This window comes from Motilibacter rhizosphaerae (assembly GCF_004216915.1).
Classification (GTDB): domain Bacteria; phylum Actinomycetota; class Actinomycetes; order Motilibacterales; family Motilibacteraceae; genus Motilibacter; species Motilibacter rhizosphaerae.
Genome location: NZ_SGXD01000003.1, coordinates 496,398 through 521,738, shown reverse-complemented (window position 1 = coordinate 521,738; position 25,341 = coordinate 496,398). Strand labels below are relative to the sequence as shown.

Below are 25,341 nucleotides of genomic sequence, written 5' to 3'. Positions count from 1 at the left end.
GTCACCACAGGCGCCTCGTGGTGCCGGGGCTGCGGTCGGTGGCGTGGGTCGCTGGTACGGGGTCTCTGCCGTCGGGTGGTCGCCAGCGGAATCGTCCTGCTCGGTCGGGGTCGGGTTCGAGCTGCCAGCCTCCTTGGTGGAGCAGGTGGTGGTGGCGGCTGCAGAGCAGGCACATGGTGGTGATGTCGGTGAGGCCTCCGTCGGACCAGTGGATGACGTGGTGGGCTTGGACGCGGCGGTTGCGGCAGCCGGGGGCGATGCAGCCGCCGTCGCGTACCCACAGCGCTTTCAGTTGGGCTCGGGTGGCGAGGCGGGTCTCGCGGCCGAGGGCGAGGGGGACGCCGGGCGCCACGCGGATCTCGGGGTCCTGCGCCGGCTTGTCGGCGTGGGGGCTGAGCGTGGCGGTGAGCAGGACGCTGACGTCGGCGGTGCAGGTGAGGTAGCGGAGCTCCTCGGCGGTGAAAGCGGTGCCGAGGATGGCGCTGATGCCGGTGTGCCCGTCGCCGGGGTCGAGCTCGTCGCGCAGCGTCGGGAGGTCGACGACGAGGGTGGTGTCGAGGCGCAGGCTGGTGACGCCGGGCTGGGAGCCGAGGTGGGTCTGGACGATCTCGATGAGGGCATCCGCTTGGCGCTGGGCGGCGGTGCGGGGGTCGACGGTCTGCCCGGGCTCGGGGTTGGGTCGGGATCCGGCGCGGATCGCCTTCTGGACCAGCATGCCGTGCGCGCGGTCGAGCCGTCCGGTGATGATGACCGTGCCATCGAGCCCTTCGGAGAGCAGCAGGTAGCGGCCCTCATGGATCCGCTGCGCGCGCTCCTCGCGGGACTCGTCGGCCTCGACCGCGGCTTCGAGCCGGCTCACCGCGGTGCGCACGTCGGCGGGCGCCGCGGCCTTCGCCAGAGGCACGAGCGTGTCCTCGGCTTCGAGCATGACGTGGGCGCCGAGACGCTTGTGCCCTGTCGCCATCTCGTCGACGTGCCGTGCGCTCACGGTGCCCGCGGCCAGTGCTGCAGCGGTCTGGGGCAGGTCGCGCAGGGCCCGCGCCGCGGTCACCGCTCGGCGGGCGTCGAGGGCGTCCATGCGCGCGTGGTGCCGGAGCCACGCTTGCGCGGTCACCTGGTTGTCGGCGACGAACTCACCAGCCGTGTCGAACTCGGCGAGCTCGGTGAGGAACTCGGCCTGCAGCCGGGCGATCGCGGCGTGCTTCTCGAGCAGCGCGATCCCGCGCGCCGTCCCCGATCGGGGGTCGCGCGACGGGCTGCTGTTCGAGCTCATGCCGACAACGTACAAGCCACCACTGACAGAGTCGGGTCAGCAGAACCGGCTGCCGCACAGCCACTCCTCGGCCGCCCGGAGTGATCCCACTTGATCGGGGACCTCGATCAAGTGGGGGTGCTCCGCGGCCCCCAAGAGCTGCATGATCACGGCGGGGTGGGGGTGGGCCGCCCACACGAACTGACCGCCGCCAGCACCGGATTCCACCCCCTCGGCCACCACCTGGTGCGGTCGCACACCACTCCGTACCGCTCGACCTCCAACTCGATCGGGCAGCCTGATCAATTTCGCGGCCGCCACCGAGCGAGCGCCCGCCGCGGCGGGACCTAGCATCGGGCGGGTGGCCGAGTCCCTGCGCACCACCGCCGCGGTCGTGCTCGCGGCCGCGACCGGCGCGCTCGCGGGCACCGTCGGCTCCTTCGTCCAGGCCTGGCGCGTGCAGGGCGTGACGGTGGGCGTCGTGCTGGCGCTGCTGTGGTCGGTCGGGGCGGTGCTTGCCTGGTCGCGCTGGCCCGGCTCGCGGGTACCCGGGGTCGTCACCGCCATCGCCTGGATCGCCGTCGTCGTGCCGCTCTGCAGCCGCCGCGGGGAGGGCGACCTCGTCGTCGCGGGGGACGGGCCGGGGTCGACCTGGGCCTACGCCGGCATGCTCCTCGTCACGGCGACCTGCCTGGTGACCACCTTGCGGAGGGCGGCGCGGTAGTCTCCTGCCGCAGCCCGAGGCTGCCCAGCACGCCGTGGAGGAGAGCGACCCGTGACCTACGTCATCGCCCAGCCCTGTGTGGACGTCAAGGACAAGGCCTGCATCGAGGAGTGCCCTGTCGACTGCATCTACGAGGGCGAGCGGATGCTCTACATCCACCCCGACGAGTGCGTCGACTGCGGTGCCTGCGAGCCGGTCTGCCCCGTCGAGGCGATCTTCTACGAGGACGACGTCCCGGAGCAGTGGAAGCCCTTCCACGCGGCCAACGTCGAGTTCTTCGGCGACCTGGGCTCGCCCGGCGGCGCGAGCAAGCTCGGCCTCATCGAGAAGGACCACCCGCTCGTGGCCGCGCTGCCCCCGCAGACCGAGGGGTGAGCTCGCCCGCTCGAGGGGTGCTCCTGCCGGACTTCCCCTGGGACCGGCTCGTCCCCGCCAAGCAGCGGGCGGCGGCCGCGCCCGGCGGGCTCGTCGACCTCTCGGTCGGCACCCCCGTGGACCCCGTGCCCGCGCTGGTGCAGGCGGCGCTGGCCGCCGCCGCTGACGCCCCCGGCTACCCGACGACCCACGGGACGCTCGAGCTGCGCACGGCCGTGGCCCGCTGGTTCGAGCGCCGGCTCGGCGTCCCCGGGCTGGACCCCGCCGCGGTGCTGCCGACGGTGGGCTCCAAGGAGCTCGTCGCGTGGCTGCCCACCCTGCTCGGGCTGGGCGCGGGCGACGTCGTCGGGCTGCCCGCCGTCGCGTACCCGACCTACGCCGTCGGCGCGCTGCTCGCGGGCGCCGAGCCGGTGGCCACGGACTCCCTGACGGCGCTGGGCCCAGCGCCCGTGCGCCTGCTCTGGGTCAACTCGCCGGCCAACCCCACCGGGCGCGTGCTGCCCGTGGAGCACCTGCGCAAGGTCGTCGCCTGGGCCCGCGAGCGCGGGGTCGTCGTCGCCTCCGACGAGTGCTACGCCGAGCTGTCCTGGTCTCCCGACGCCCGGCCGGTCTCGATCCTGCACCCGGACGTCTGCGGCGGCTCGCACCAGGGCCTGCTCGCCGTGCACTCGCTGTCGAAGCGCAGCAACCTCGCCGGCTACCGCGCCGCCTTCCTCGCGGGCGACCCCGGGATCGTCGCCTCGCTGCTCGAGGTCCGCAAGCACGCCGGCATGATCGTCCCGGCGCCGGTGCAGGCCGCGATGGTGGCCGCGCTCGACGACGACGCGCACGTCGACGAGCAGCACGCGAGGTACGCCGCCCGCCGCGAGCTGCTCCGCACCGCGCTGGTCGCCGCCGGCTTCCGCATCGAGCACTCCGAGGCCGGGCTCTACCTCTGGGCCACCCGCGACGAGCCGTGCTGGCAGACCGTCGACGCCCTCTCCGCCGTCGGCGTCCTCGTCGCTCCCGGCGAGTTCTACGGACCGGCGGGGGAGCGGCACGTGCGCGTCGCGCTGACGGCGACCGACGAGCGCGTGGCCCGCGCGGCCGAGGCGCTGCGCGCGCTGGCATGAGCGGCATCACCGAGCGGCTGCTGCACGTCAGCTCGGTCTGGGTCTACCTCTGCGTCGGGCTCGTCGTCTTCGCCGAGGACGCGTTCTTCGTCGGGTTCGTGCTGCCCGGCGAGACCGTCGCCGTGCTCGGCGGGGTCGCCGCCTCCCGCAGCACGGTCTCGCTGCCGCTCATGCTGGCCGTCGTCATCGGCGCGGCGGTCCTCGGCGACTCCGTCGGGTACGAGGTGGGGCGCACGCTCGGCCGGCGCCTCCTGCGCTGGCACCGGCTGGACGGGCGCCGCGAGCGGATCGAGCGGGCTCAGGCGTTCCTGGGGCGCCGGGGTGGGCTCGCGGTCCTGCTCGGGCGCTGGACGGCCTTCTTCCGTGCGGTGATGCCCGCGCTGGCCGGCAGCTCCCACATGCCCTACCGCACGTTCCTCGCCTTCAACGCCATCGGCGGGATCCTCTGGGGCTCGGTCGTCGTCATGCTCGGCTACCTCGCCGGCGACTCCTACAGCCGCGTCGAGAAGTACCTCGGCCGCGGCACCGCCGTCGCCCTCGCGGTCGTCGTCGTCGCGGGTCTCGGCTTCTGGTCGTGGCGGCGGCACCGCTCCGAGTAGTCGCGCAGGAGCGAGCGCCGCTCACTGCAGCAGGCTGACCCCGCGCGCGATCACCAGCACCGACAGCAGGATCGCCGACACGGACTGCACCGCCATCATCAGCTTCGCCCGCCACGACAGCGGCATCGTGTCCGTCGGGCTGAACGCCGAGGAGTTGGTGACCGAGACGTACAGGTAGTCGACGAAGCCCGGTCGCCAGTCCGACGCGCGGGACGAGCGGCGCGCCACCTCGCGCACGGCGTCGTGGTCCTCGTCCTGCGGGAAGCGGAAGTCCGCCGTCGGGAGCTGGTCGCGCGGCACCTGCGTCCGCGTCACCGGACCACCGCGGTCCAGCTCCCAGAACCCCAGCGCGAAGACCAGGATGTTGGTCAGCCACACCTGCGCCGCGCTCGTCAGCAGCGCCTTGCCCTGCTGCTTGCTGCCGTCGACCAGCTGGAGGACGAGCTCCACCAGCGCGACGGCGTTGGTGCAGGCGATGAGCAGCAGCACCACGATGGACATGGTGCGGAAGCGCCTGTCCTTGCGGGTGAGGCGCCGCGGGTTCACCGCGAGCACCGGCACGAACAGCAGTGCCTCCAGCGCGGGGATGACGAAGCGCGGGCCGACGATGAGCTTCTCGGGCAGCAGGGCGTACAGCGCGATGGCGGCGACCACCGCGAGCGCCGCGGGAAGGCGGATCTCGCCCGGGTGGGAGTACTCCTCCGCGCCGGGCGACACCTGCTGCTCCTCGCTCACGACGGCTTGCCTACCCGCTCCCGCGCGGGTCAGGCTTGCGCCGTGACCGACGACCTCCAGCGCTTCGTGGCAGCCCAGGACTCAGGCGGGACCTACTCGGAGGCGTTGGCCGAACTGCGGCGGGGGCGGAAGACCAGCCACTGGATGTGGTTCGTCTTCCCGCAGCTCGCCGGGCTCGGGTCGAGCGCCATGGCCCAGCGCTACGCGCTCTCCGGACTCGAGGAGGCCCGGGCGTACCTCGCGCACCCCGTGCTCGGGCCGCGTCTGCTCGCGTGCTGCCAGGCCCTCCTCGCCCTCGACGTGACCGACCCGGTGGCAGTGCTGGGGGGCATCGACGCGCAGAAGCTGCGCTCCTCCATGACGGTGTTCGCCGCCGCCGACCCGGCGCTCGAGGAGCCGGACGCGGTGCTGCAGCGGTTCTTCGGGGGCCAGCGCGACGAGCGGACGCTCGAGCTTCTCGGCTAGCCCCCGCGGACCACGTCGACGTGGACGTGGTCGCGGTGCTGCTTGATGGCGTTGCTCGGGTCGTCGCTGACGTAGGGCCGCCAGCCCTCCTTGCTGCGCGCCGCTGTCCAGATGCGGTCGTCGTAGATGACCGTCGCGAGCTGGAGCGAGCCGGAGTTGGCGACGAGCCAGTGCGCCATCGCCCACCCGTCGCGCCGCTGCGCCGGCGTCACCGGCCGGAAGAAGATGTCGATGGCGCGGCCCTCGTAGTGCGCGGAGCGCTCCATGTGCCCGGTCGTGACGCCGCCCGGAGCGAACCCGCCGAGGGACTGCCTGCCCCACACGCGCTCGACGGCGGAGCGGACGCGTACGGCGCGGGGCGTGAGGCCCGTCGCGCCCTCCGGCTCGACCTTCCCGCTCGCGACCTTCGTCCGGCAGCTCAGCGCGGCCTGCGCCGAGCCAGTGAGCGCGGCGCTGAGCACCGTGGCATCCCGCTCGTGCTTCGCGTACGCGCCAGGCAGTCCGCTGCGCTGGACCGCCTGCGCCGCGCGGGTCAGCGGCATCCGCTCCCAGCCGTCGACCCGCTCCAGCGCGGCGTAGAACTTCCCGGCCGCGTAGACGGGGTCGCGGATCTGCACGGGGGTGCCCCAGCCCTGCGAGGGGCGCTGCTGGAAGAGCCCCACGCTGTCCCGGTCACCCGAGGACAGGTCGTGCAGCTTGGACTCCTGCATCGCGGTCGCGATCGCGATGGTCACCCCCCGGACGGGCACGCCGCGGCGCAGCCCGACCGCGGCGATGGTCGCGGCGTTGGCCGCCTGGTCGCGCTCGAGCCGGACCTGCCGGCTCCCTGCCTCGACGACGCACGGCTTGCTGCCGGTGGGCACGAACGGCAGCTGCGGCAGGCTGTCCGGCAGCAGCGCGTCGAGCGCGTGCTGCGTGGCGGACACGACCCCGAGACCGAGCAGCAGCACCAGGGCCGCACCGAGCCACCGCTGGTCGAAACCGCTGCGCTGCCGACGCTTCTGCGCGGGGCGACGGCGCGCGGGGGCAGCCTTCGGTGCGGACCCGGGCTTCGGCCTGGACCCGGGCTTCGGCTTCGTCTGCGCAGGGCTCACCCGACGGCTGCCGCCCGGTCAGTCGTTCGCGTGGAGGACGGCGTTGAGGCCGCCCCAGTCACCGGTGCGGGGTACCGCCTCGACCCCGCCGGTGAGCGAGTTGCGGCGGAACAGCAGCCCGGCGACGCCGGACAGCTCGCGGGCCTTGACGACCCGGCCCTCGCCGACGCCGACCTTCGTGCCGGCGGTGACGTAGAGCCCGGCCTCGACGACCGAGCCGTCGCCCAGCGAGATGCCGGTGCCGGAGTTGGCGCCGAGCAGCGCGCCCGCCCCGATGACCACGCGCTCCTTGCCGCCGCCGGACAGGGTGCCCATGATCGAGGCGCCGCCGCCGATGTCCGAGCCGTCGCCGACGACGACGCCCTGGCTGATGCGCCCCTCGACCATGGAGTGCCCGAGCGTGCCGGCGTTGTAGTTGACGAAGCCCTCGTGCATGACGGTCGTGCCCTCGGCGAGGTGGGCCCCCAGCCGCACGCGGGTCGCGTCGGCGATGCGGACCCCGGTCGGGACGACGTACGCCGTCATCGCCGGGAACTTGTCGACCCCGAGCACCTGCGGCGCGCGACCCGCGGCCGCGAGGCGCAGCCGGGTCAGCTCGAAGCCCTCCACCGCGCACGGCCCCTGGTCGGTCCAGACCACGTTGGGCAGCGCGGCGAAGATGCCGTCCAGGCTGATGCTGTTGGGCTGCACGAGCCGGTGGGAGAGCAGGTGCAGGCGGAGGTACGCGTCGCTGGTCCCGCCCGGCGCCGCCGCGAGCGGAGCATGCAGGTCGGCCTCGACCTCGACGACCTCGGTCCGGACGCCGCGGGCCTCGTCCTCGCCCGCGAGCTCCTCCAGCGCCTGGCGCACCTCGGTCTCGTCCGCGCCCTCCCCGCGGCGGCCGAGGGCCGGGGCGGGGAACCGGGTGTCGAGCACCGCGCCCGAGGAGGTCACGGTCGCGAGGCCGGTCCCGTGCGCGTGCGTCGGGGTGCTGGGAGCGGTCGAGGAGGTCGTGTCGGACACCCGGATACGGTACCCGCGTGGCCCTCCTGGACCTGACCTCCGACGCGGTGGCACTGACGGCCGCCGTGTGCGACATCCCGTCCGTCAGCGGGGACGAGCGCACGCTCGCCGACGCCGTGGAGACCGCCTTGCGCGGCTGCCCGCACCTGCGCGTCGAGCGCGACGGTGACGCGGTCGTGGCGCGCACCTCCCTGGGGCGGGGCACTCGCGTGGTGGTCGCGGGGCACCTCGACACCGTGCCGTTGGCGGCGGGCTCGCTGCCGACGCGGTTGGAGGACGGCGTCCTGCACGGCCGGGGCACCGTCGACATGAAGGGCGGCGTCGCGGTCGCCCTGCACCTCGCGGCCACGGTCGCCGAGCCCGTCCGCGACGTCACCTGGGTGTTCTACGACCACGAGGAGGTCGAGGCCGCGCGCAACGGGCTCGGCCGGATCGCCCGCACGCACCCCGAGTGGCTCGAGGGCGACTTCGCGATCCTCATGGAGCCGAGCGACGGCGTGGTCGAGGGCGGCTGCAACGGCACCCTGCGCGCGACGATCTCGGTCCCGGGGGTCACCGCGCACTCGGCCCGCGCGTGGATGGGCCGCAACGCGATCCACGACGCCGCGGAGGTGCTAGCCCGGCTGCAGCGCTACGAGCCGCGGACCATCGAGGTCGACGGGCTGGCCTACCGCGAGGGGCTCAACGCCGTGGCCATCACCGGCGGCATCGCCGGCAACGTCATCCCCGACTCGTGCGTCGTCACCGTCAACTACCGCTTCGCGCCCGCCTGGTCGGTCGAGGAGGCGGAGGCGCACGTGCGCGAGGTGTTCGCGGGCTTCGCCGTCGAGGTCACCGATTCCGCGCCCGGCGCGCGGCCAGGGCTGGACTCGCCTGCCGCTGCGGCCTTCGTCGCGGCCGTCGGGGGGGAGCCGAAGCCGAAGTACGGCTGGACCGACGTCGCCCGGTTCAGCGCCCTCGGGGTGCCCGCGGTGAACTACGGCCCGGGCGACCCGCTGCTCGCGCACAAGGACGACGAGCGGGTCCCCGTGCAGCAGATCACCGACTGCGCGGAGCGGCTCCGGGCCTGGCTCACCACGCCCTGACGCTCGCCCCCCTTCCTCCCGTGATCATGCACGTCCTGGGGCCCGAGCGCGGGTTGCACGCAGGTGGCGGGCGGGCGACCGCGCCGTGAACGCGGCCGCCCGCCCGCCTCAGGGGGCCTTCGGTCAATAGGCTGACCCGCATGGCTGATGAGGGACGCCGCCCGGAGAGCTCGCACCGCCCGCGCCTGGAGCGGCAGCGCGGGCCGGTACGGCTGCGGGGCGACCAGGTGCCGCTCAGCACCACGGACCAGCGCCTGCTCGACAGCCGCGGCCCCTCCGACTGGGTGCACACCGACCCCTGGCGCGTGCTGCGCATCCAGAGCGAGTTCGTCGAGGGCTTCGGGGCGCTGGCCGAGCTGGGCCGCGCCGTCAGCGTCTTCGGCAGCGCACGCACGCCGGCCGACTCCCCGGAGTACGCGATGGGCGAGGAGCTCGGCCGGCTGCTCGTCGACGCGGGGTACGCGGTCATCACCGGGGGTGGTCCCGGCGCGATGGAGGCGGCGAACCGCGGCGCCTCGGAGTCCGGCGGCGTGAGCGTCGGGCTGGGCATCGAGCTGCCGTTCGAGCAGTCGATGAACGAGTGGGTCGACCTCGGCGTGAACTTCCGCTACTTCTTCGCCCGCAAGACGATGTTCGTGAAGTACAGCGTCGGCTTCATCGTGCTGCCAGGCGGTTTCGGCACCTTCGACGAGCTGTTCGAGGCGTTGACCCTGGTGCAGACGCAGAAGGTCACGCAGTTCCCGGTCGTGCTCGTCGGAAGGGCGTACTGGCAGGGACTCCTCGACTGGCTGCGCGGTCCGGTGCTCGAGGGCGCCAAGGTGCGCGAGGCCGACCTCAAGCTCATCACCCTCGTCGACGACCCCGCTGAGGCCGTGCAGATCATCGTGCAGGCCGAGGCCGACCGCGACGCGGGGGAGCAGCTCCACGAGGAGCAGATGGCATCTGTCCGCGGCACCAAGTACGACGGAGCGTGAGATGGCGGCGATCTGCGTGTTCTGCGCCTCGGCCGAGGCGATCGACGAGTCCTACAAGGAGCTCGCCGCAGAGGTCGGCACGCAGATCGCGCGGCGCGGCCACTCGCTGGTGTCGGGCGGCGGGCGCGTCTCGATGATGGGGCGCGTCGCGCGTGCGGCGCGGGCGGGCGGCGCCAGGACGTACGGCGTCATCCCGCGCGCCCTGCACGAGCTCGAGGTGGGGGACACCGACTCCGACGAGCTCGTCCTCACCGACACGATGCGCGAGCGCAAGGCGCTCATGGACGAGCACGCCGACGCCTTCCTGGCGCTGCCCGGCGGGATCGGCACGCTCGAGGAGCTCTTCGAGATCTGGGTGGCGCGCAGCCTCGGCATGCACAGCAAGCCCGTGGTCGTGCTCGACCCCGACGGCACGTACGCGCCGCTGCGCGAGCAGGTGGAGCTCCTGGCGCAGCGGGGCTTCGTGCGGCCCGAGGCGCTGCACGCGTGCCACTGGGCGACGACGCCGGAGGAGGCGCTGGACACGGTCGAGCGGGTCTGGGCCGAGGAGGGACACGACCCGAGCCGCGAGCGCGCGGTCGAGGAGATGCTCGAAGCGGACCTCTAGCTGGTCCGGGCAGCCGCTCGCCGCCGGGCGCAGCCGTGAAGTTGATCAGGCTGCCCGATCGAGTACGGGCCCGACCGCGCGAGATGAGCGCCGTACCGGTGGAATCTCGTCCGCACGGCGACCAGTTCGTGCGGCAGCCTGATCAACTGCCCCGCTGACGGGCGGGTCCGTGGGCGCACGGACCGGCGCGTCCGCAGCGCAGGCCCCGCCCTACGCCATGCCAGGCCCTACGCCATGCCCCGCCGCACCACCGCCGGCTGCTGGGTGCCCCGGATGCAGCCCACCATGTCGAGCACCCGCCGCGTGGCCACCACGTCGTGCGCCCGGAAGATCCGCGCTCCCAGCCAGGCCGAGACCGCGGTCGCGGCGAGGGTGCCCTCGAGCCGCTCGTCCGCCGGCAGGTCCAGCGACTCGCCGACGAAGTCCTTGCGCGACAGGGCGACCAGCACCGGCCAGCCGAGTCCCGTGAGCTCGTCGAGCCGCCGCGTGACCGCGAGCGAGTGCCGCGTCGCCTTGCCGAAGTCGTGCGCGGGGTCGATGACGATGCCGTCGCTCCGCACCCCGGCCGCCTCGGCCCGCTGCGCGAGCGCGACGAGCGCGTCGCGCACGTCGGCCACGACGTCGTCGAAGGCCGGCCGGTGCGGGTCCGTACGCGGTGGCAGCCCCGCGGTGTGCGTGCACACGTAGCCCACGCCGTGGCGCGCGGCGACCTCGAGCAGCCCGGGCTCGTGGCCGCCCCACGCGTCGTTGAGCAGGTCGGCACCGGCCCGCGCGACCGCGTCGCCCACGTCGGCCCGCCAGGTGTCGACGCTGATGACGACGTCGGGGTGGCGCTCGCGCACGCGCCCCACGAACCCGACGACCCGGCGGGACTCCTCCTCGGCGCTGACCACGTCGCCGTACCCGGCCTTCACGCCGCCGATGTCGACGATCGCGGCGCCCCCGGCCACCGCCGCGTCGACGGCCTCGAGCGCGGCCTCCTCCGCGTAGGTCGCGCCCCTGGTGAAGAACGAGTCGGGCGTGCGGTTGACGACGGCCATGACGACGAGCTCGTCGGGCCCGAACGTCCGCGTCCCCAGGCGCAGCGGCGCTCCGGACATGCTCGTGCAGCCTCCTGTCGGCGGGTGGTGGCACGATCCTCTCGTGAAGGTCGTGTTCCTGCTGCTCCTGCTGGCCATCGTCGCCGGCGTCGCGCTCGTGGCCGCGGGTCGTGGCACCTCCCTGTCGGAGGTCGAGCCCGACGCGCCGCCGGTCGGGCTGCCTCAAGGCCCGCTCGCCCCGGACGACCTGCACCAGGTGCGCTTCCCCTCCGCGCTGCGCGGCTACCGGATGCGCGAGGTCGACGAGGTGCTCGACCGCCTGGCTGAGGAGCTCGGCAGGCGCGACGAGCGGATCGCCGAGCTCGAGGGGGCCGTGCCGCCGCGCCGCCCCGAGGAGCACGTGCCGACCACGTCGTCCACCACTCCGACCGCCACGACCGACCTGACGAAGGGCGAGGGCTGATGGCCACGGTTCGCGACTCGGTCGAGGTCCCCGCCTCCGCGGACCGCGTGTGGGCCGTGCTCACCGACTGGGAGCGGCAGGGCGACTGGATGCTGCTCACCCGCGTGCGCGCCACGGCGCAGGACGGCCAGGGCGTCGGCGGCGGCATCGAGGGCTGGACCGGCGTCGGGCCCGTCGGCGTGCTCGACACGATGGTCATCCGCACCTGGGAGCCGCCCCGCCGCTGCGTCGTCGCCCACACCGGCAAGGTCGTGCGCGGCTCCGGCATCTTCGAGGTCGAGCCGCTCGGGCCGGCGCGCTCGCGCTTCACCTGGGTCGAGGAGCTCGACCTCCCCCTGGGGGCGTTCGGCCGGGCCGGGTGGGTGCTCGCGCGCCCGGTGTTCCTCCTCGGCGTGCGCTGGTCGCTGCGCCGGTTCGTCGCGCGCGTCCAGGGGTGAGCGGCTCGGACGCCGTCCCGGGTCCGGACGGGCTCCCGCGCTGCCCCTGGGCGGTGTCGGGGGACCCCCTCTACCTCGGCTACCACGACGACGAGTGGGGCCGAGCGGTCCACGGGGACGCGGCGCTCTACGAGCGGGTGTGCCTGGAGGCGTTCCAGTCCGGGCTCGCCTGGATCACGATCCTGCGCAAGCGCCCGGCGTTCCGCGCGGCGTTCGCCGGCTTCGACCCGGAGCTCGTCGCCCGCTTCGGCGACGACGACGTCGCGCGGCTGCTCGCCGACGCCGGCATCGTGCGCAACCGCGCCAAGGTCGAGGCCGCCATCAGCAACGCGCGCGCCGTCCTCGACCTGCAGGAGCAGGGCACCAGCCTCGACGCCCTCGTCTGGTCGTACGCCCCGCCGCCCGCCGCCCGTCCCGCCACCACGGCCGAGGTGCCGGCGGTCACGCCCGCGTCGACGGCCCTGGCGAAAGACCTCCGGCGCAGGGGTTTCCGCTTCGTCGGGCCCACCACGGCGTACGCCCTGATGCAGGCGTGCGGGCTGGTCGACGACCACCTTGCACGCTGCACCGTCACGATCCGGCGATAATGGACGGGACAGACGACGCCGTCGCTGCCCCCGCGGGGGTGCGGCGGCGCCGCCCAGCAGGAAGGGGAGACGCATGGCGGCCATGAAGCCGCGGACGGGCGACGGCCCGCTCGAGGTCACCAAGGAGGGGCGCGGCATCGTCATGCGCGTCCCGCTCGAAGGGGGTGGCCGGCTCGTCGTCGAGCTCAACGCGGAGGAGGCCGCGGCGCTCCGTGACGCGCTCTCGTCCGTCGTCGCCTGACGCGGGTGCCGCCGAGCAGGGGGTCGCAGGGACGGGCGCCGCAGGGCGCGCCGTCGGCCCGGCCGTCCCGCGGCCGAGCCGCCGCGCCGCTGGCGCGCGCTGACGCCCTGCCGGTCGTCTCCGTCGCGGACGACGGCCCGCTCGGGCAGAGCGGCGCCCAGGTCGTCGCGGTCGCCCTCCGGTCCGGGGACGGGTCTCCCGTCGCCGGACCGGAGGCGTCCGCGGTGGCCGCCGCCGGCGGAGCGGACGTCGACGCGGCGCTCGCCCGGGCGCAGGCCCGCGGCAGCGCCGGCGAGGTCGTCGACCTCCCGTTGACGGGTGGCGGGCCGGAGCGCCTGCTGATCGTCGGCACCGGCGGGGCCACGCCCCTCGAGCTGCGCCGCGCCGGGGCCGCCCTGGCCCGCCGTGCCGCCGCCCCCACCCTCGCCACCACCCTCGTCGCCGGCGCCGACCCCGCGGGCGTCCGCGCGGGCGTCGAGGGCGTGCTCGCCGCGGCGTACCGCGCTCCCCGCCGTGGGCTCACCGGCACCGACGAGTCGCGCCTGCGCAGCGTGCGCGTCGTGCTCCCGCGCGGTCGCGCCCGCGCCGCCGCCGAGGAGGCCGTGCGGCGCGGCGTCGTCACCGCCCGTGCGCTGGCCGTCGCCCGCGACCTCGCCAACACCCCCGCCGACCTCGCCGGCCCCGTCGAGCTGGCCCGCGAGGCCGAGCGCCTCGGCGCAGCGGCCGGGCTCGAGGTCCGCGTCCGCGACGAGACCGACCTGCGGGACGGGGGCTTCGGCGGCCTGCTCGCCGTCGGCTCCGGCTCCGCGCGGCCGCCGCGCCTCGTCGAGCTCTCCTACGCCCCGCAGGCCGCGGGCCCGCGCGCCCGGCACGTCGTGCTCGTCGGGAAGGGCATCGCGTACGACTCCGGCGGCCTCTCGCTCAAGCCGCGCGAGGCCATGGTCCCGATGAAGACCGACATGGCGGGCGCGGGCGCGGTGCTCGCCGCGATGACCGCCCTGCCGGAGCTCGGCGTGCGCGTCCGGGTCACCGCCCTGCTCGCGATCGCCGAGAACCTCCCCAGCGGGTCGGCCTACCGCCCGGGCGACGTCGTCACCCACTACGGCGGGCGCACGACCGAGGTGCTCAACACCGACGCCGAGGGGCGCATGGTGCTGGCCGACGCGCTGGCCTACGCCGATGCGGAGCTCGCCCCCGACCTCGTCGTCGACCTCGCGACGCTGACCGGCGCGGCCTCGCTCGGGCTCGGCCGGCGCCACGGCGCGCTGTTCGCGACCGACGAGGCGCTCGCCGCTTCGCTGCTCGCCGCGGCCGACGCGAGCGGGGAGCGGCTGTGGCGGATGCCCCTCGTCGAGGACTACCTGCCGGCCCTGCGCTCGCCCGTGGCCGACCTGGCCCACGTGCCGCACGACAGCAGCGTGGGGGGCGGCGCCATCACGGCGGCGCTGTTCCTGCGGTCCTTCACCGGTGGGCGGCCCTGGGCGCACCTCGACATCGCCGGGCCGGCGCGCGCCGACGGCGACGAGCACGAGGTGACGAAGGGCGGCACGGGCTTCGGCGCCCGCCTGCTGCTGCGCTGGCTCGAGACCGCCCGCTGAGCGGGGGCTCAGCCGCGCTTGACCGCGGCGAGCAGCCCGTCGCCCACCGGCAGCAGCGCCGGCACCAGCCGGTCGTCGGCCTTCACGGCCGCGAGCAGGTCGCGCACCGCAGTGGTGCGCTCGTCGCGCTGCGCGGGGTCGGGGACCCGCTCGTCGGCCAGGGCGCCGTCGACGGCGAGCAGACCGCCGGGGCGCAGCAGGCGCAGCGCCTGCTCGAGGTACGCGGCGTACTCCCGCTCGTCGCCGTCGGCCAGCACGAGGTCGTAGCTGCCGTCGGCGAGGCGGGGGAGCACGTCGAGCGCGCGACCCGAGATCACCCGGGCGCGGCCGGGCGCGAAGCCCGCCGCGGCGTACGCCTCCTTGGCCGCGCGCTGGTGCTCCGGCTCGATGTCGACGGTCGTCAGGACGCCGTCGGGGCGCATGCCGCGCAGCAGCGCGACGCCCGAGACGCCGGTGCCGGTGCCGATCTCCACCACGGCGCGGGCGTCGAGCGCCGCGGCGAGCAGGCGCAGCGCGGCGGCGGTGCCGGTGCCGACGGGGGTGACGCCGAGCTCGGCCGCCCGGGCCCGTGCCTCCGTGAGGACCTCGTCCTCGCCCGCCCAGGTCTGCGTGTAGTCCCACGTCGCGTCGCGCACGGGGGCAGCCTAGCCACGAGGAGGCGTGCGGACGGCCCACCCGTCCGGCGGGTGCGGAGTCACCGCTACGGGGAACCCGCGGCCCGCGCGCGACGTTCGACAGGATGAGGAGCCGGGGACCCGGCCGCGAGGACGGAGGACGAGTGGGAGCACCGCGTGCCGAGCGCACGGCCGCGCCGGAGCAGGCGGCCTGGACACCGCCCAGCTGGGACGAGGTCGTCCGCACGCACTCCACGCGCGTCTACCGGCTCGCCCTGCGGCTCACGGGCGACCGGCACGACGCCGAGGACCTCACCCAGGAGGTCTTCGTCCGCGTGTTCCGCTCGCTGTCGTCCTACGCGCCGGGCACCTTCGAGGGCTGGTTGCACCGCATCACCGTCAACCTCTTCCTCGACGGGGTCCGCAAGCGCTCGCGCGTCCGGCTCGACCCGCTCCCCGACGACGCCGACGTCCGCCTCGCGGGACGGCAGCCGAGCCCGGAGGCGGTGCTCGTCGACAGCGGGCTGGACCCCGACGTCGAAGCCGCGCTGGCCGCCCTGCCGCCGGACTTCCGCGCCGCGGTGGTGCTCTGCGACATCGAGGGGCTGAGCTACGAGGAGATCGCCGCGACGCTGGGCGTGAAGCTCGGCACCGTGCGCAGCCGGATCTCCCGGGGCCGCGCGCAGCTGCGCGCCGCGCTCGCCCACCGCGAGCCCAGCGTCCGCCGCACGAGCACGAGCAGCAGCACGACCACCACGACGGGGGCCGCGCCGGCCCCCGCACCCGACGCGGAGGTGAGCGCATGACCTGGCCCACGGGCTTCGGCAGTCCCCTGAACGGCCACCTCGGCTCCCGCGTCGACGCGCTCGTCGACGGCCAGCTCGCCCACGGCGAGCGCGAGCGCGCTCTCGCCCACGTCGCGCACTGCCCGTCGTGCCGCCGCGAGCTCATGGCCGCCCGCGAGGTCAAGGCCACGCTCGGCCGGCTCGGCGAGCCGCCGGTGCCGGGGGACCTCACGAGCCGGCTGCTCGCCGTGGCCGGCCCGGACGACCTCGGCGGGCCGCTGCCGGGACCGCCCCCCGCGCTCGCCAGCAGCCGCCGCGTGCCGGCCGGCGCGGTCGGGGCGCTGGGCCTCGCCGTCGGTGCCGTGCTGCTCGTCGGCCTCCCCTCCGCCGGGTCGGGGGGCGGGCCCTCCCCGCGCGCGACCCCCGCGGTCCGCGGCACGGGCGCCCGCGCCGGGACGACGGCCCGTACCCCGGTCCGGGCGCAGAGCGCCGCGGTCGTCCGCACGTCCAGCGGTGTCTCCACGGCCGCCCGCCCGGAGCAGCGCCGGGCCGCGGAGCCGCCGCTGCTCGGCGTCGAGAGCGCCCGCCACGAGCCCGTGCTCGCCCAGCTCACGGCGGTGCGCGCGGCCGCCGCTCCCACCGGGACGCGCGCGCAGCGCTAGCGGCTCGCGCGCGACCCGCAGCACCCCCGAGGTGAGCGGGAGCGCGGAGCAGGGGACCCTTGTCCCGAGGGCGCGCACGCGCCCACGAGGACGGGTACGCGCGCGATGACGAACAGGGAACCAGTCCCCGAGGGGGCGTGGTGGGCCGCCACGGGCGACGACCCGTGGGCCGCGCCGCAGCCGGCGCCCGCGCAGCAGCCCGACCGCGGGGAGCCCTCGCCCCACCCCGAGGCCGCCACCCAGCCAGTCCCGCCGCCCGCGACGCAGCCCTGGCAGGCGCCCCGCACCCAGCCGCCGTACGGCCAGCCGCCGTACGCGCAACCCCAGTACGCCCAGCCGCCGTACGCCCAGCCGCAGTACGCCCAGCCGTACCCGCCCCTCCCGCCCGTCGGCCCGCACCTGCCGGGCCACGCGCCGTACGACGGTCGCCCGATCCCGTGGGCAGCGGCGCCCCTGCCGGCTCCCGCTCCCGCCCCGGTGCGCCGCGGCCTCCCCGCGGCGGCCGTCGTCGTGCTCAGCGTGGTCCTCGCGCTCGTCGCCGGGCTGGTGGGCGGGGCGCTGGGCTACGGCGCGGCCCGACGCTCCGACGACGGGACCGCCCGCGCGCTGCCCGCGGTCAGCGGACGGGCCACGCCGCCGCGCCCTCCGGGCAGCGTCGCCGCGATCGCCGCCGACCTGCTCGAGCGGGTCGTCTCCGTGCAGGTCTCCGACGGCTCGGGCTCCGGGATCATCATCCGCGGCGACGGCTACGTCCTCACCAACAACCACGTCATCGCCGAGGCGCGCAGCGGCGGCCCGGTGCGGGTCGTGTTCCAGGACGGCTCCAAGGCGGCGGCGACGATCGTCGGTGCCGACGCGAGCTACGACCTCGCGGTGCTGCGGGTCCGTACGGGCCGCACCCTGCCGACCGCGACGCTCGGGGACTCCTCCGCGGTCGTCGTGGGCGACCCGGTCATCGCGGTGGGCTCGCCGCTGGGGCTCTCGGGCACGGTCACCACGGGCATCGTCAGCGCGCTCGACCGGCCGGTGACGGCGGGCAGCAGCGGGGGAGGGGGCTGCGGGTCCTCGTCGTCGTCGTACTACAGCGCGATCCAGACCGACGCGGCGATCAACCCCGGGAACTCCGGCGGCCCGCTGGTCGACGCCCAGGGCGACGTCATCGGCATCAACAGCGCGATCTCCAGCCTCGGGGGAAGCGAGGGCCAGCAGACCGGCAGCATCGGGCTGGGCTTCGCGATCCCGAGCAACCAGGCCAAGCGGATCGCGGAGGAGATCATCCGCAACGGCGTCGCCGTGCACCCCGTCCTCGGCGTGGCCATCGACTGCGCGTACACCGGGGAGGGCGCGCGGCTGCAGTCGGTCACCGCGGGCGCTGCGCGCTCGGCCGGGCTCCGGGCGGGGGACGTCGTGACGGCGGTGGACGGGCGGCAGGTCGCCGACTCGCAGGAGCTCATCGTCGCGATCCGCGCGCACGTCCCCGGCGAGACCGTGACCGTGGCCTACCGCCGGGGGAGTGGGACGGGCAGCGCGCGGGTGGTCCTCGGCCGACAGCGCGGGAGCTAGCGGTTACGCTCGGAGCCAGGGAGCAGCAGCGGCCGCTCCCGTGCCCGTGGGAGGCGACGTGTTCGGGATCAGCGGCATGGAGTTCGTGGTCCTCGCGGTCGTCGCGCTGGTCGTCATCGGGCCGGACAAGCTGCCGGGCTTCGCGCAGGACGCCGGCCGGTTCGTGCGCCAGGTGCGGCGGATGGCCAAGGACGCGCAGGCCGACGTCGCCGAGCACCTCGGGCCGGAGTTCGCCAACATCGACGTCCGCGACCTCAACCCGCGCGCGTTCGTGCAGAAGCACCTGCTCGACGACCGGCTCGACGAGGAGCTCGCCGAGCTGCGGGCGCTGACCTCGCTCGACGACGCCCCGCCGCCCCCGCGCGCCGCCCGCAGCGAGGCCGCCGGCGGTGCGAGCGCCGTGGACCTGCACAAGCCGGGCGTCCCGCCCGTCCGCCAGCGTCCCGCCGGGTCGCCGCCGCCCTACGACGGCGACGCGACCTGAGCCTGCTGCGACCTGACCGCAGCGGCTAGGCGCTGACCGGCGTCAGGCCGAGCGGCCGGCCGGCGAGACCGCGCGGCGTGCGGCCGAGGCGCAGCGCGACCTCGCGCAGCGTGACCGCCGCCGGCGCGGTGGGGTCGGCGAGCACGAGCGGGAGCCCGCTGTCGCCGCCCTCGCGCAGCCGCGGCTCGATCGGGATCGAGCCCAGCACCGGGACCGGCAGGCCGAGCGCGGCCTCGAGCGCGCCGGCGACCGCCGCGCCGCCGCCGCTGCCGAAGACGTCCAGCCGGTGGTCGCGGCCCTCGGCGGCGCAGTGCGGGCAGGGCAGGTAGGCCATGTTCTCGATGACGCCCGCGACCCGCTGGGACGTCTGCCGCGCGAGGGTGCCGGCGCGCTCCGCGACCTCCGCTGCCGCGGCCTGCGGCGTGGTGACGACGAGGACCTCGGAGCTCGGCAGCAGGTGCGACACCGAGATCGCGATGTCGCCGGTGCCCGGCGGCAGGTCGAGCAGGAGCACGTCGAGGTCGCCCCAGGCGAAGTCGGTGAGGAACTGCTCGAGCGCGCGGTGCAGCTTCGGGCCGCGGAACGCGACCGGGGCGTTGTCGCGGACGAACAGCCCCATCGAGACGACCTTCACGCCGAGCGCGACCGGCGGCATGATCATGTCGCCCACCTTGGTGGGACGGCCGGTGACGCCGAGCATGCGCGGGATCGAGAAGCCGTAGATGTCGGCGTCCACGAGCCCGACGGACAGCCCGTCGGCGGCCATGGCCGCGGCGAGGTTCGCGGTGACCGAGGACTTGCCGACCCCGCCCTTGCCGCTCGCCACGGCGTACACCCGGGTCAGCGAGCCCGGCTGCGCGAACGGCACGGCCCGCTCCGGCACGCCGCCGCGCAGCGTGGTCTTGAGGGTGCCCCGCTGCTCGTCGGTCATGACCCCGAGCCGCACCTGCACGCCCGTCACGCCGGGCACGCGCTCGACCGCGGCGGTGACGTCACCGACGATCCGCTCGCGCAGCGGGCAGCCCTGGGTGGTGAGCAGGACGACGACGTCGACCCGGCCCCCGTCGACGGAGACCGACTCCACCATCCCGAGCTCGGTGATGGGGCGGCGGATCTCGGGGTCGAGGACGGTCGCGAGCGCCGCGCGCACCTCGTCGGGCGTGGGGGCAGTCATGGCGAGCATGCTACGTCGGGCCCGCGCGCCCGCCCCCGCGCCTCCGAGTGGTGGACGACCGGCGGTGCACCACGTTGCTGGCTGTGCGGACCCGATATCGTCGGGTGATGCAGACTTCGGCCCCTGGGCAGCGCGCCCCGGAGCGGTTGTCCTCGGGGGAGATGCAGGCCTGGCGCGCGTTCCTGCGCGCGCACGCGGTGCTCACGCGCAACCTCGAAGGTGACCTGCTCCGCGAGCACGAGCTCCCCCTCCCGTCGTACGACGTGCTCGTGCAGCTCGTCGAGTCCCCGGAGCGCAAGCTGCGGATGACCGAGCTCGCCGACGCGGTGATGCTGTCGCGCAGCGGGCTGACCCGGCTCGTCGACCGGCTGGAGCGCGAGGGCCTGGTCGTGCGCGAGGCGTGCCTCACCGACGGCCGCGGCCTGTACGCCGTGCTGACCGACGCGGGCTACGCGCGGCTGCGTGAGGCGTCCGGCACGCACCTGCGGGGGATCCAGCGCTGGTTCGCAGCACGGCTGGGCAGCGACGACGTGGCGGCGCTGCAGCGGATCCTCGGTCGGCTGCTCGAGGAGCCGGGCCAGCCGTCGGTGCTGAGCGCGTAGCCGCAGCCCGGTCCGCGGGGCCCGTCCCGAGCAGGTGGGGCCCGTCCCGAGGACATCCCCTCGGGACGACCCCCCGTTGATCGGGGACCCCGATCAAGTGGGGTCACGCGCTACGCGTAGCGCGGCACCACCCGGGCGACCTCGGCGAAGGTCGTCGTGCCCTTCGCGGCCAGCGCCAGCGCGCTCGAGCGCAGCGAGCGGAAGCCCTCGGCCTCGGCCGCCGCGGCGAGCGCGTGCTCGCTCGGGTCGCGCAGCAGCACCGAGCGCAGCGAGGGCGTCACCTCGATGACCTCGTAGATGCCGCTGCGGCCGCGGTAGCCCGTGCCGGCGCACACCGAGCAGCCCTCGCCCTTGCGCGGCGTCGCGCCGTCGAGCGACGAGGGGTCGAGCCCGAGGGCCGCCACCTGCTCGGCCGAGAGCTCGTCGGGGCGCGCGCAGCTCGCGCAGACGGTGCGGACGAGCCGCTGCGCGACGACGCACGACAGCGACGAGGCGACGAGGAACGGCTCGATCCCCATGTCGACGAGGCGGGTCAGCGCGGCGACGGCGGAGTTCGTGTGCAGCGTCGAGAGCACGAGGTGGCCGGTCATCGACGCGGTCAGGGCCAGCTCGGCGGTCTCGCCGTCGCGGATCTCGCCGACGAGGACGACGTCGGGGTCCTGGCGCAGGATCGCGCGCAGGCCCTTCGCGAACGTCATGCCGGCGCGCTCGTTCGTCTGCGTCTGCGTGATGCCGGGGATCTGGATCTCGACGGGGTCCTCGAGCGTGACGATGTTGCGCTCGGGGGTGACGATCTCGGACAGCGAGGCGTACAGCGTCGAGGTCTTGCCCGAGCCCGTCGGCCCGGTGATGAGCATGAGGCCCTGCGGCTCGCGCATCGAGGCGCGGATCTTCTCGAGGTGCTCGGCGTCCATGCCCATGGAGTCGAGGTGCTTGATCTGCTCGGCGCCCATGAGCAGGCGGATGACGACCTTCTCGCCGTGGATCGAGGGCATCGTCGAGATGCGGGTGTCGACCGAGCGGGAGTCGACGCTGATGCGCGCGCGGCCGTCCTGCGGGATGCGCCGCTCGGCGATGTCGAGGCCCGAGGTGATCTTGATGCGGCTGACGACGGCGGGCGCCGCGCGCCGCGGGACGGTCATGACGTCGCGCAGCATGCCGTCGATGCGGTAGCGGATGCGCAGCACGTCGCGCTGCGGCTCGATGTGGATGTCCGAGGCCCCGGCGCGTACGGCGTCAGAGAGCACCATGTTGACCAGGCGCACCGTCGGCGCGTCGTCGATGCTGCCGCTGATCTCCTGCGCGTCGTCCTGGTCGGGCGAGATGCCCTCCAGGACCGTGGCGACGTCGGCGTTGTCCTCGGACAGCGACCACGCGCGGTGCAGGTGCTCCTTGATCTGCGAGCTGGTCGCGACGAGGACCTCGAGGCGCGGCGCGTTGGTGTAGAGCCGCACGTCGTCGAGGGCGAGCACGTTGGTGGGGTCCGAGGTCGCGACGCGCAGACCGCCGTCGGAGAGCTTGTCGACGACGAACACGCCCGTACGCTCCGCGACCGCCCGCGGCAGGCTGCGGGCGACCTCGGGGCTGACGACGATGCCGCCGAGGTCGACGAGCTGGATCGCGAGGACGTCCGCGAGCGCCTGCGCGACCTGGCGCTCCGAGGCCAGGCCGAGCTCGCTGATGATCTCGCCGAGGCGGCGGCGCTCGCCGCTGGTGTCGCTGCGCTGCGCCTCGAGCGCGCGGTCGAGGTCGCCCTGGGTGAGGACGCCGGCCTCGATGAGCACGTCGCCGATCCGGCGGCGGGGGCCGGTCGCGTACGACGGGGTCGAGGGCGCGTAGCCGCCCTGGGCCGGGAGAGTCGCGCCCGTCCCCACCTGTCCGCCAGACGTCCTCATCACGCTGCTCCCATCGGCTGACCGGGGGGCCGACCTGAGCGTGCCGGGGTCAGCCGCCTAGCGGCCGATAGGTGCCGAGCGCGACGCTGACGGCGACGGCGGCCCCGACGAGCAGCATCGCGCCCCCCACCGCGGCGGCGTCGAGCGGCCCGAGCCGGGACCGGCGGGCCCGGCTGCGCGGGACGCCCGAGTCGAAGCCGCGCGCGTCCATGGCGAGCGCGAGCCGCGAGGCGTGGCGCACGGTGCCGACGAGCAGCGCGAAGGCCCGTCGCCCGAGCAGCTCGACCGCGCGGACCGGGCTGCGCCCGGCGTCGAGGCCGCGGGAGCGCTGGGCGAGGCCGAGCACCTGCCACTCCTCCTGCAGCAGCGGCAGCATGCGCAGCGCGGCCAGCACGGCGTACGCGGGGCGGGGCGGCACGCGCAGGTGCTGGACCAGCGCGTCGGCGAGCTCCGTCGGGTCGAGCGCGGTGAGCAGGAGCAGCCCGGGCAGGCCGACGGCGAGCACGCGCAGGGCGGTGGCGAGCCCTGCCAGCCCGTCGAGCCCGCCGCCCGGCGCGAGCAGCGCGTTGGAGAACCCGACGCCGACGGCGCCGAGGACCACGACGACCGCGCCCGGGACGAGAGGGCGCCACTCGCGGACGCGCACGAGGGCGAGCAGCAGCACCGCGCCGACGAGCACCGCGGGCGTGACCGGGTCGAGGGCCGCGAGCGCGCCGAGGCCGAGCACGAGGCAGGCTGACGCACCGGCGAGCGGGTTGAGCCTCACGGCAGCACCACCTCCCGCGCCCCGAGCGCCGCGACGAGGGCGCGGTCGTGGGTCACCGCGGCCACCGAGGTGCCCTCGCGCAGCAGCTCCTGGAGCAGGGCGACGAGCTCGGACCAGGTACGTGCGTCCTGCCCGAACGTCGGCTCGTCCAGCACGAGCACCGCGGGGTCGCGGGCGAGGACGGTGGCGACCGAGAGCCGGCGCTGCTCGCCGCCGGACAGCGTGTGCGGGTTGGCCCGCGCGAGGTGCGCGAGCCGCAGCCGCTCGAGCAGCTCGGCCACCCGCGCGGGGTCGGTCGTCGTCCCGCGTGGAGCCAGGGCGACCTCGTCCTCCACCGTGCCGGTGAGGAACTGCTGGGCGGGGCGCTGGAAGACGCTGCCGACGGTGCGAGCGAGCCGGGCGGCCCGCCAGCGGTGCAGCGGCTCCGGCTCCCCGGGGACGACCACGGGGCCGTACGCCGGGCGGAGCAGCCCGCCGAGCGCGCGCCCGAGCGTCGTCTTGCCGGCGCCGTTGCGGCCGGTCACGGCGACGGCCTCGCCCGCGCGCAGCTCGAGGTCGAGCGGGGCCGGGGTGTCGCGCTCGGCGCCGCGGTGCCGGTGGCCCACCCCGCGGGCCTCCAGCACGACGGCGCCCGGCGAGGGGACGAGCGGGGCGGGCACCGGCTCGTACCCCGGCACCCAGACGCCGTCCTCGGCCAGCGCGCGGCCGCGCTCGCCGGCGAGCACGGCGTCGGGCGGCCCGTCGGCCTCGACGCCGGTCGGCCCGAGCACGACCACCCGGTCGACGAGGTCGAGCCAGGGCCCGGGGCGGTGCTCGACGAGCAGGAGCGTGGCGCCGCTCTGCTCGAGCACGTCGCCGACGGCGCGGCGCACGTCGGCGACGCCCTCGGGGTCGAGGTTGGCGGTGGGCTCGTCGAGCAGGACCAGGCCCGGGCGCAGCGCGAGCAGCCCGGCGAGCCCGAGCCGCTGCGCCTCGCCGCCGGACAGCCCGGCGGTGGGGTGGTCGAGCGGGTGGCGGAAGCCGACGGCGTCGACGGCGGCGCGGACCCGCGGCCAGATCGCGTCGGGTGGCACGCCCCAGCTCTCCAGCCCGAAGGCGACGTCGTCGCCGGCCCGGGCGAGGACCAGCCCCGCCTGCGGGTCCTGCTGGAGCAGCCCGGCCCGGGCGCGGGCCGCGCGGGCCGACGTGCCGTCGAGCAGCAGCTCGCCCGCGCTCTCCTCCGCCGTGGCGGGGTCGAGCAGCCCGGCGACGCCCGCCAGCAGCGTGCTCTTGCCCGCACCGGAGCGCCCCACGACGAGGACGCGCTCACCGGCGCGGACGGCCAGGTCGACGTCGCGGACCGCCCACGCGCGGCGGCCGGCGTGCCGCCACCCCCACCCGCGGGCGCGGACCTCGACGGGCCGCAGCCCGGCGGCGGCGGGAGCGAGGCCGAGCTGCCCCACCGGCCTCAGACCAGCTCGCGCTCGCGCCCGGACGGGAACGCCGCGAGCGCGCCCGTCGGCGCCAGCGCGCGGACGAGCAGCCACGACACCCAGCCGGAGAGCACGGCGCCGGAGACCGCGACGATCGGGACGTAGGCCAGCTTCCATCCCGCGGACCAGTCGGCGTAGTAGCCGGCGATGTCGAGGACGGCCGCGGCGACACCGCCGAGGGCGCCGCTGAGCAGCGCGGTCGGGAGGTTCCAGCGGCGGTAGCCGAACGCGGCGAACGCGGCCTCGGCGGCGAGCCCCTGCAGGACGCCGTAGACGAGGACGAGCGCGCCGAACTGGTCGAGCAGGAGGTACTCCACGAGCGAGGCGACGAACTCCGCCAGCAGCGCCGCGCCCGGGCGCCGGACGACGAGCGGCACCAGGCTGCCCGCGAGGAACCACGCGCCGTAGAGCACCGCCTGCGCCGGCGGGAACCAGCCGAACGCCCCGCTCACCGCGTCCCACAGCGCGGACCAGCCGCGGAAGACGACGCCGCAGGCCACGGCGAGGGCCGCGGCGACGAGCATGTCGACCGTGCGCCAGCGCCCGACCGGGCGGGTGAGCACGCCGTGCACGGCGGCACCGACGAACGCCAGCGCCAGCACGGCGGTGACGAGCGCGGCCGTGCGGCTCGCGCCGTCGACCTCGTGGCGGGTCGCGACGTACGCGACGACGGCCAGCGCGACCGCGAGCAGACCGCCGAGGGCGAGCTCCGACGGGCTGGCCGAGCGCCGGGCGGCGCTGGTGGACGTACGGGTCGTGGCCATGGGCCGGGTCCCTCCTGCGTGGTGCGGACAGGAGGGGAGACGTGCACGGCGAAAGTGGACCGGCTCCCTGCGCCGGCATGACCCGGATCAGGTTGGAGGGTCTGTGGACCTGGTGCCCACACTCTCAGCGCTGCGGCGCTCCCCTGCGGTTGTGCACGCGAAGACTACCG

29 protein-coding genes and 1 riboswitch are annotated in these 25,341 nt (G+C 75.7%); of the genes, 18 read left to right on the top strand and 11 right to left on the bottom strand.

The window, feature by feature from the left end:
- Position 1: 1 nt before the first annotated feature.
- A complete protein-coding gene (locus EV189_RS13255) occupies positions 2 to 1,273 on the bottom strand; it encodes an HNH endonuclease signature motif containing protein (RefSeq protein WP_130493406.1) in 1,272 nt (423 codons plus the stop codon).
- Between the two features lie 340 nt (positions 1,274 to 1,613).
- On the opposite strand from EV189_RS13255, the gene EV189_RS13250 reads away from it, so the two are divergent.
- Genes EV189_RS13250 through EV189_RS13235 form a run of 4 tightly spaced genes read left to right on the top strand, consistent with a single transcriptional unit; the run spans position 1,614 to position 4,062 of the window.
- A complete protein-coding gene (locus EV189_RS13250) occupies positions 1,614 to 1,976 on the top strand; it encodes a DUF6113 family protein (protein WP_130493405.1) in 363 nt (120 codons plus the stop codon).
- Between the two features lie 51 nt (positions 1,977 to 2,027).
- Complete coding sequence (fdxA, locus tag EV189_RS13245) at positions 2,028 to 2,351, top strand: ferredoxin (protein WP_130493404.1); 324 nt, start codon at positions 2,028 to 2,030, stop codon at positions 2,349 to 2,351.
- Between the two features lie 17 nt (positions 2,352 to 2,368).
- Positions 2,369 to 3,463 carry a succinyldiaminopimelate transaminase gene (gene dapC / locus EV189_RS13240; RefSeq protein WP_130493403.1) on the top strand — a complete coding sequence of 365 codons (1,095 nt, stop codon included), beginning with the start codon at positions 2,369 to 2,371 and terminating at the stop codon, positions 3,461 to 3,463.
- The gene (locus EV189_RS13235; RefSeq protein WP_130493402.1) at positions 3,460 to 4,062 is read left to right on the top strand and encodes a DedA family protein; all 603 of its coding nucleotides are present in this window, start codon (positions 3,460 to 3,462) and stop codon (positions 4,060 to 4,062) included. Before dapC ends, EV189_RS13235 begins: the two co-directional genes overlap by 4 nt.
- A gap of 21 nt (positions 4,063 to 4,083) precedes the next feature.
- Here EV189_RS13235 and EV189_RS13230 read toward each other — a convergent pair whose 3' ends face one another.
- On the bottom strand, positions 4,084 to 4,797 hold the full coding sequence (locus EV189_RS13230) for a DUF1345 domain-containing protein (RefSeq protein ID WP_130493401.1): 714 nt from the start codon (positions 4,795 to 4,797) through the stop codon (positions 4,084 to 4,086).
- Between the two features lie 42 nt (positions 4,798 to 4,839).
- Between EV189_RS13230 and EV189_RS13225 the strand changes: the two genes are divergently transcribed.
- Positions 4,840 to 5,262 carry a DUF1810 domain-containing protein gene (locus EV189_RS13225; RefSeq protein ID WP_130493400.1) on the top strand — a complete coding sequence of 141 codons (423 nt, stop codon included), beginning with the start codon at positions 4,840 to 4,842 and terminating at the stop codon, positions 5,260 to 5,262.
- Here EV189_RS13225 and EV189_RS13220 read toward each other — a convergent pair.
- Positions 5,259 to 6,356 carry a hypothetical protein gene (locus EV189_RS13220; protein WP_231116370.1) on the bottom strand — a complete coding sequence of 366 codons (1,098 nt, stop codon included), beginning with the start codon at positions 6,354 to 6,356 and terminating at the stop codon, positions 5,259 to 5,261. The genes EV189_RS13225 and EV189_RS13220 overlap by 4 nt on opposite strands.
- An 18-nt stretch (positions 6,357 to 6,374) precedes the next feature.
- Positions 6,375 to 7,358 (bottom strand): 2,3,4,5-tetrahydropyridine-2,6-dicarboxylate N-succinyltransferase, encoded by a 984-nt coding sequence (dapD, locus tag EV189_RS13215; RefSeq protein WP_130493399.1) that lies wholly within the window; start codon positions 7,356 to 7,358, stop codon positions 6,375 to 6,377.
- Positions 7,359 to 7,375: 17 nt separating this feature from the next.
- Between dapD and dapE the strand changes: the two genes are divergently transcribed.
- The 3 genes from dapE (at position 7,376) to EV189_RS13200 (ending at position 10,024) form a co-directional block, all read left to right on the top strand.
- Positions 7,376 to 8,443 (top strand): succinyl-diaminopimelate desuccinylase, encoded by a 1,068-nt coding sequence (gene dapE, locus EV189_RS13210; protein WP_130493398.1) that lies wholly within the window; start codon positions 7,376 to 7,378, stop codon positions 8,441 to 8,443.
- A gap of 140 nt (positions 8,444 to 8,583) precedes the next feature.
- A complete protein-coding gene (locus EV189_RS13205) occupies positions 8,584 to 9,417 on the top strand; it encodes an LOG family protein (protein ID WP_130493397.1) in 834 nt (277 codons plus the stop codon).
- 1 nt (position 9,418) lies between these two features.
- Complete coding sequence (locus tag EV189_RS13200; RefSeq protein ID WP_130493396.1) at positions 9,419 to 10,024, top strand: LOG family protein; 606 nt, start codon at positions 9,419 to 9,421, stop codon at positions 10,022 to 10,024.
- A 227-nt stretch (positions 10,025 to 10,251) separates the two neighbouring features.
- On the opposite strand, the gene folP is transcribed toward EV189_RS13200, so the two are convergent.
- On the bottom strand, positions 10,252 to 11,124 hold the full coding sequence (gene folP / locus EV189_RS13195; protein ID WP_130493395.1) for a dihydropteroate synthase: 873 nt from the start codon (positions 11,122 to 11,124) through the stop codon (positions 10,252 to 10,254).
- A 43-nt stretch (positions 11,125 to 11,167) separates the two neighbouring features.
- Here folP and EV189_RS13190 point away from each other — a divergent pair, with 43 nt between their 5' ends.
- The 5 genes from EV189_RS13190 to EV189_RS13170 all read left to right on the top strand — a co-directional run bounded on the left by EV189_RS13190 (position 11,168) and on the right by EV189_RS13170 (position 14,390).
- Complete coding sequence (locus EV189_RS13190; protein WP_231116369.1) at positions 11,168 to 11,527, top strand: DivIVA domain-containing protein; 360 nt, start codon at positions 11,168 to 11,170, stop codon at positions 11,525 to 11,527.
- Positions 11,527 to 11,964: an SRPBCC family protein gene (locus EV189_RS13185; RefSeq protein ID WP_130493393.1), complete on the top strand. Its 438-nt coding sequence runs from the start codon at positions 11,527 to 11,529 to the stop codon at positions 11,962 to 11,964. The genes EV189_RS13190 and EV189_RS13185 overlap by 1 nt, the downstream gene beginning before the upstream one ends.
- Positions 11,961 to 12,551, top strand: a complete 591-nt coding sequence (locus EV189_RS13180) for a DNA-3-methyladenine glycosylase I (protein WP_130493392.1) — start codon at positions 11,961 to 11,963, stop codon at positions 12,549 to 12,551. Before EV189_RS13185 ends, EV189_RS13180 begins: the two co-directional genes overlap by 4 nt.
- A 73-nt stretch (positions 12,552 to 12,624) precedes the next feature.
- On the top strand, positions 12,625 to 12,792 hold the full coding sequence (locus tag EV189_RS13175) for a DUF3117 domain-containing protein (protein WP_130493391.1): 168 nt from the start codon (positions 12,625 to 12,627) through the stop codon (positions 12,790 to 12,792).
- Between the two features lie 5 nt (positions 12,793 to 12,797).
- Complete coding sequence (locus EV189_RS13170) at positions 12,798 to 14,390, top strand: leucyl aminopeptidase family protein (protein WP_231116368.1); 1,593 nt, start codon at positions 12,798 to 12,800, stop codon at positions 14,388 to 14,390.
- An 8-nt stretch (positions 14,391 to 14,398) separates the two neighbouring features.
- Here EV189_RS13170 and EV189_RS13165 read toward each other — a convergent pair whose 3' ends face one another.
- Positions 14,399 to 15,025, bottom strand: a complete 627-nt coding sequence (locus EV189_RS13165; protein WP_130493390.1) for an O-methyltransferase — start codon at positions 15,023 to 15,025, stop codon at positions 14,399 to 14,401.
- Positions 15,026 to 15,168: 143 nt separating this feature from the next.
- Here EV189_RS13165 and sigE point away from each other — a divergent pair, with 143 nt between their 5' ends.
- The 4 genes from sigE to EV189_RS13145 all read left to right on the top strand — a co-directional run bounded on the left by sigE (position 15,169) and on the right by EV189_RS13145 (position 18,498).
- The gene (gene sigE, locus EV189_RS13160; protein ID WP_231116367.1) at positions 15,169 to 15,810 is read left to right on the top strand and encodes an RNA polymerase sigma factor SigE; all 642 of its coding nucleotides are present in this window, start codon (positions 15,169 to 15,171) and stop codon (positions 15,808 to 15,810) included.
- The gene (locus tag EV189_RS13155; protein ID WP_130493388.1) at positions 15,807 to 16,451 is read left to right on the top strand and encodes an anti-sigma factor family protein; all 645 of its coding nucleotides are present in this window, start codon (positions 15,807 to 15,809) and stop codon (positions 16,449 to 16,451) included. Before sigE ends, EV189_RS13155 begins: the two co-directional genes overlap by 4 nt.
- 105 nt (positions 16,452 to 16,556) lie before the next feature.
- Entirely contained in the window at positions 16,557 to 18,014 is a 1,458-nt protein-coding gene (locus EV189_RS13150) for a S1C family serine protease (protein WP_130493387.1), read from the top strand.
- A gap of 58 nt (positions 18,015 to 18,072) precedes the next feature.
- Entirely contained in the window at positions 18,073 to 18,498 is a 426-nt protein-coding gene (locus EV189_RS13145; protein ID WP_130493789.1) for a sec-independent translocase, read from the top strand.
- Positions 18,499 to 18,523: 25 nt separating this feature from the next.
- Here EV189_RS13145 and EV189_RS13140 read toward each other — a convergent pair whose 3' ends face one another.
- A complete protein-coding gene (locus EV189_RS13140) occupies positions 18,524 to 19,681 on the bottom strand; it encodes a P-loop NTPase (RefSeq protein ID WP_130493386.1) in 1,158 nt (385 codons plus the stop codon).
- A 98-nt stretch (positions 19,682 to 19,779) separates the two neighbouring features.
- Here EV189_RS13140 and EV189_RS13135 point away from each other — a divergent pair, with 98 nt between their 5' ends.
- Entirely contained in the window at positions 19,780 to 20,274 is a 495-nt protein-coding gene (locus EV189_RS13135; protein WP_130493385.1) for a MarR family winged helix-turn-helix transcriptional regulator, read from the top strand.
- A 110-nt stretch (positions 20,275 to 20,384) separates the two neighbouring features.
- On the opposite strand, the gene EV189_RS13130 is transcribed toward EV189_RS13135, so the two are convergent.
- From EV189_RS13130 to EV189_RS13115, 4 genes are read right to left on the bottom strand one after another with little or no spacing between them, the layout of a single operon-like run.
- Entirely contained in the window at positions 20,385 to 22,169 is a 1,785-nt protein-coding gene (locus tag EV189_RS13130; RefSeq protein WP_130493384.1) for a GspE/PulE family protein, read from the bottom strand.
- 49 nt (positions 22,170 to 22,218) lie between these two features.
- Positions 22,219 to 22,935 (bottom strand): energy-coupling factor transporter transmembrane component T, encoded by a 717-nt coding sequence (locus EV189_RS13125; RefSeq protein WP_130493383.1) that lies wholly within the window; start codon positions 22,933 to 22,935, stop codon positions 22,219 to 22,221.
- Positions 22,932 to 24,377: an ABC transporter ATP-binding protein gene (locus EV189_RS13120; protein WP_231116365.1), complete on the bottom strand. Its 1,446-nt coding sequence runs from the start codon at positions 24,375 to 24,377 to the stop codon at positions 22,932 to 22,934. Before EV189_RS13120 ends, EV189_RS13125 begins: the two co-directional genes overlap by 4 nt.
- A gap of 5 nt (positions 24,378 to 24,382) precedes the next feature.
- Positions 24,383 to 25,171 carry an ECF transporter S component gene (locus tag EV189_RS13115; protein ID WP_231116364.1) on the bottom strand — a complete coding sequence of 263 codons (789 nt, stop codon included), beginning with the start codon at positions 25,169 to 25,171 and terminating at the stop codon, positions 24,383 to 24,385.
- Between the two features lie 46 nt (positions 25,172 to 25,217).
- A riboswitch (TPP riboswitch) is annotated at positions 25,218 to 25,326 on the bottom strand.
- Between the last annotated feature and the right edge of the window lie 15 nt (positions 25,327 to 25,341).

Bases quoted from the DNA above. Each gene is read 5' to 3' on its own strand.
- EV189_RS13135 (WP_130493385.1), top strand. From the start codon at position 19,780: ATGCAGACTTCGGCCCCTGGGCAGCGCGCCCCGGAGCGGTTGTCCTCG.
- folP (WP_130493395.1), bottom strand. From the start codon at position 11,124: ATGTCCGGAGCGCCGCTGCGCCTGGGGACGCGGACGTTCGGGCCCGAC.
- EV189_RS13130 (WP_130493384.1), bottom strand. From the start codon at position 22,169: ATGAGGACGTCTGGCGGACAGGTGGGGACGGGCGCGACTCTCCCGGCC.
- EV189_RS13155 (WP_130493388.1), top strand. From the start codon at position 15,807: ATGACCTGGCCCACGGGCTTCGGCAGTCCCCTGAACGGCCACCTCGGC.
- EV189_RS13140 (WP_130493386.1), bottom strand. From the start codon at position 19,681: ATGCTCGCCATGACTGCCCCCACGCCCGACGAGGTGCGCGCGGCGCTC.
- EV189_RS13150 (WP_130493387.1), top strand. From the start codon at position 16,557: ATGACGAACAGGGAACCAGTCCCCGAGGGGGCGTGGTGGGCCGCCACG.
- EV189_RS13115 (WP_231116364.1), bottom strand. From the start codon at position 25,171: ATGGCCACGACCCGTACGTCCACCAGCGCCGCCCGGCGCTCGGCCAGC.
- EV189_RS13185 (WP_130493393.1), top strand. From the start codon at position 11,527: ATGGCCACGGTTCGCGACTCGGTCGAGGTCCCCGCCTCCGCGGACCGC.
- EV189_RS13205 (WP_130493397.1), top strand. From the start codon at position 8,584: ATGGCTGATGAGGGACGCCGCCCGGAGAGCTCGCACCGCCCGCGCCTG.
- EV189_RS13175 (WP_130493391.1), top strand. From the start codon at position 12,625: ATGGCGGCCATGAAGCCGCGGACGGGCGACGGCCCGCTCGAGGTCACC.
- EV189_RS13235 (WP_130493402.1), top strand. From the start codon at position 3,460: ATGAGCGGCATCACCGAGCGGCTGCTGCACGTCAGCTCGGTCTGGGTC.
- EV189_RS13200 (WP_130493396.1), top strand. From the start codon at position 9,419: ATGGCGGCGATCTGCGTGTTCTGCGCCTCGGCCGAGGCGATCGACGAG.
- EV189_RS13255 (WP_130493406.1), bottom strand. From the start codon at position 1,273: ATGAGCTCGAACAGCAGCCCGTCGCGCGACCCCCGATCGGGGACGGCG.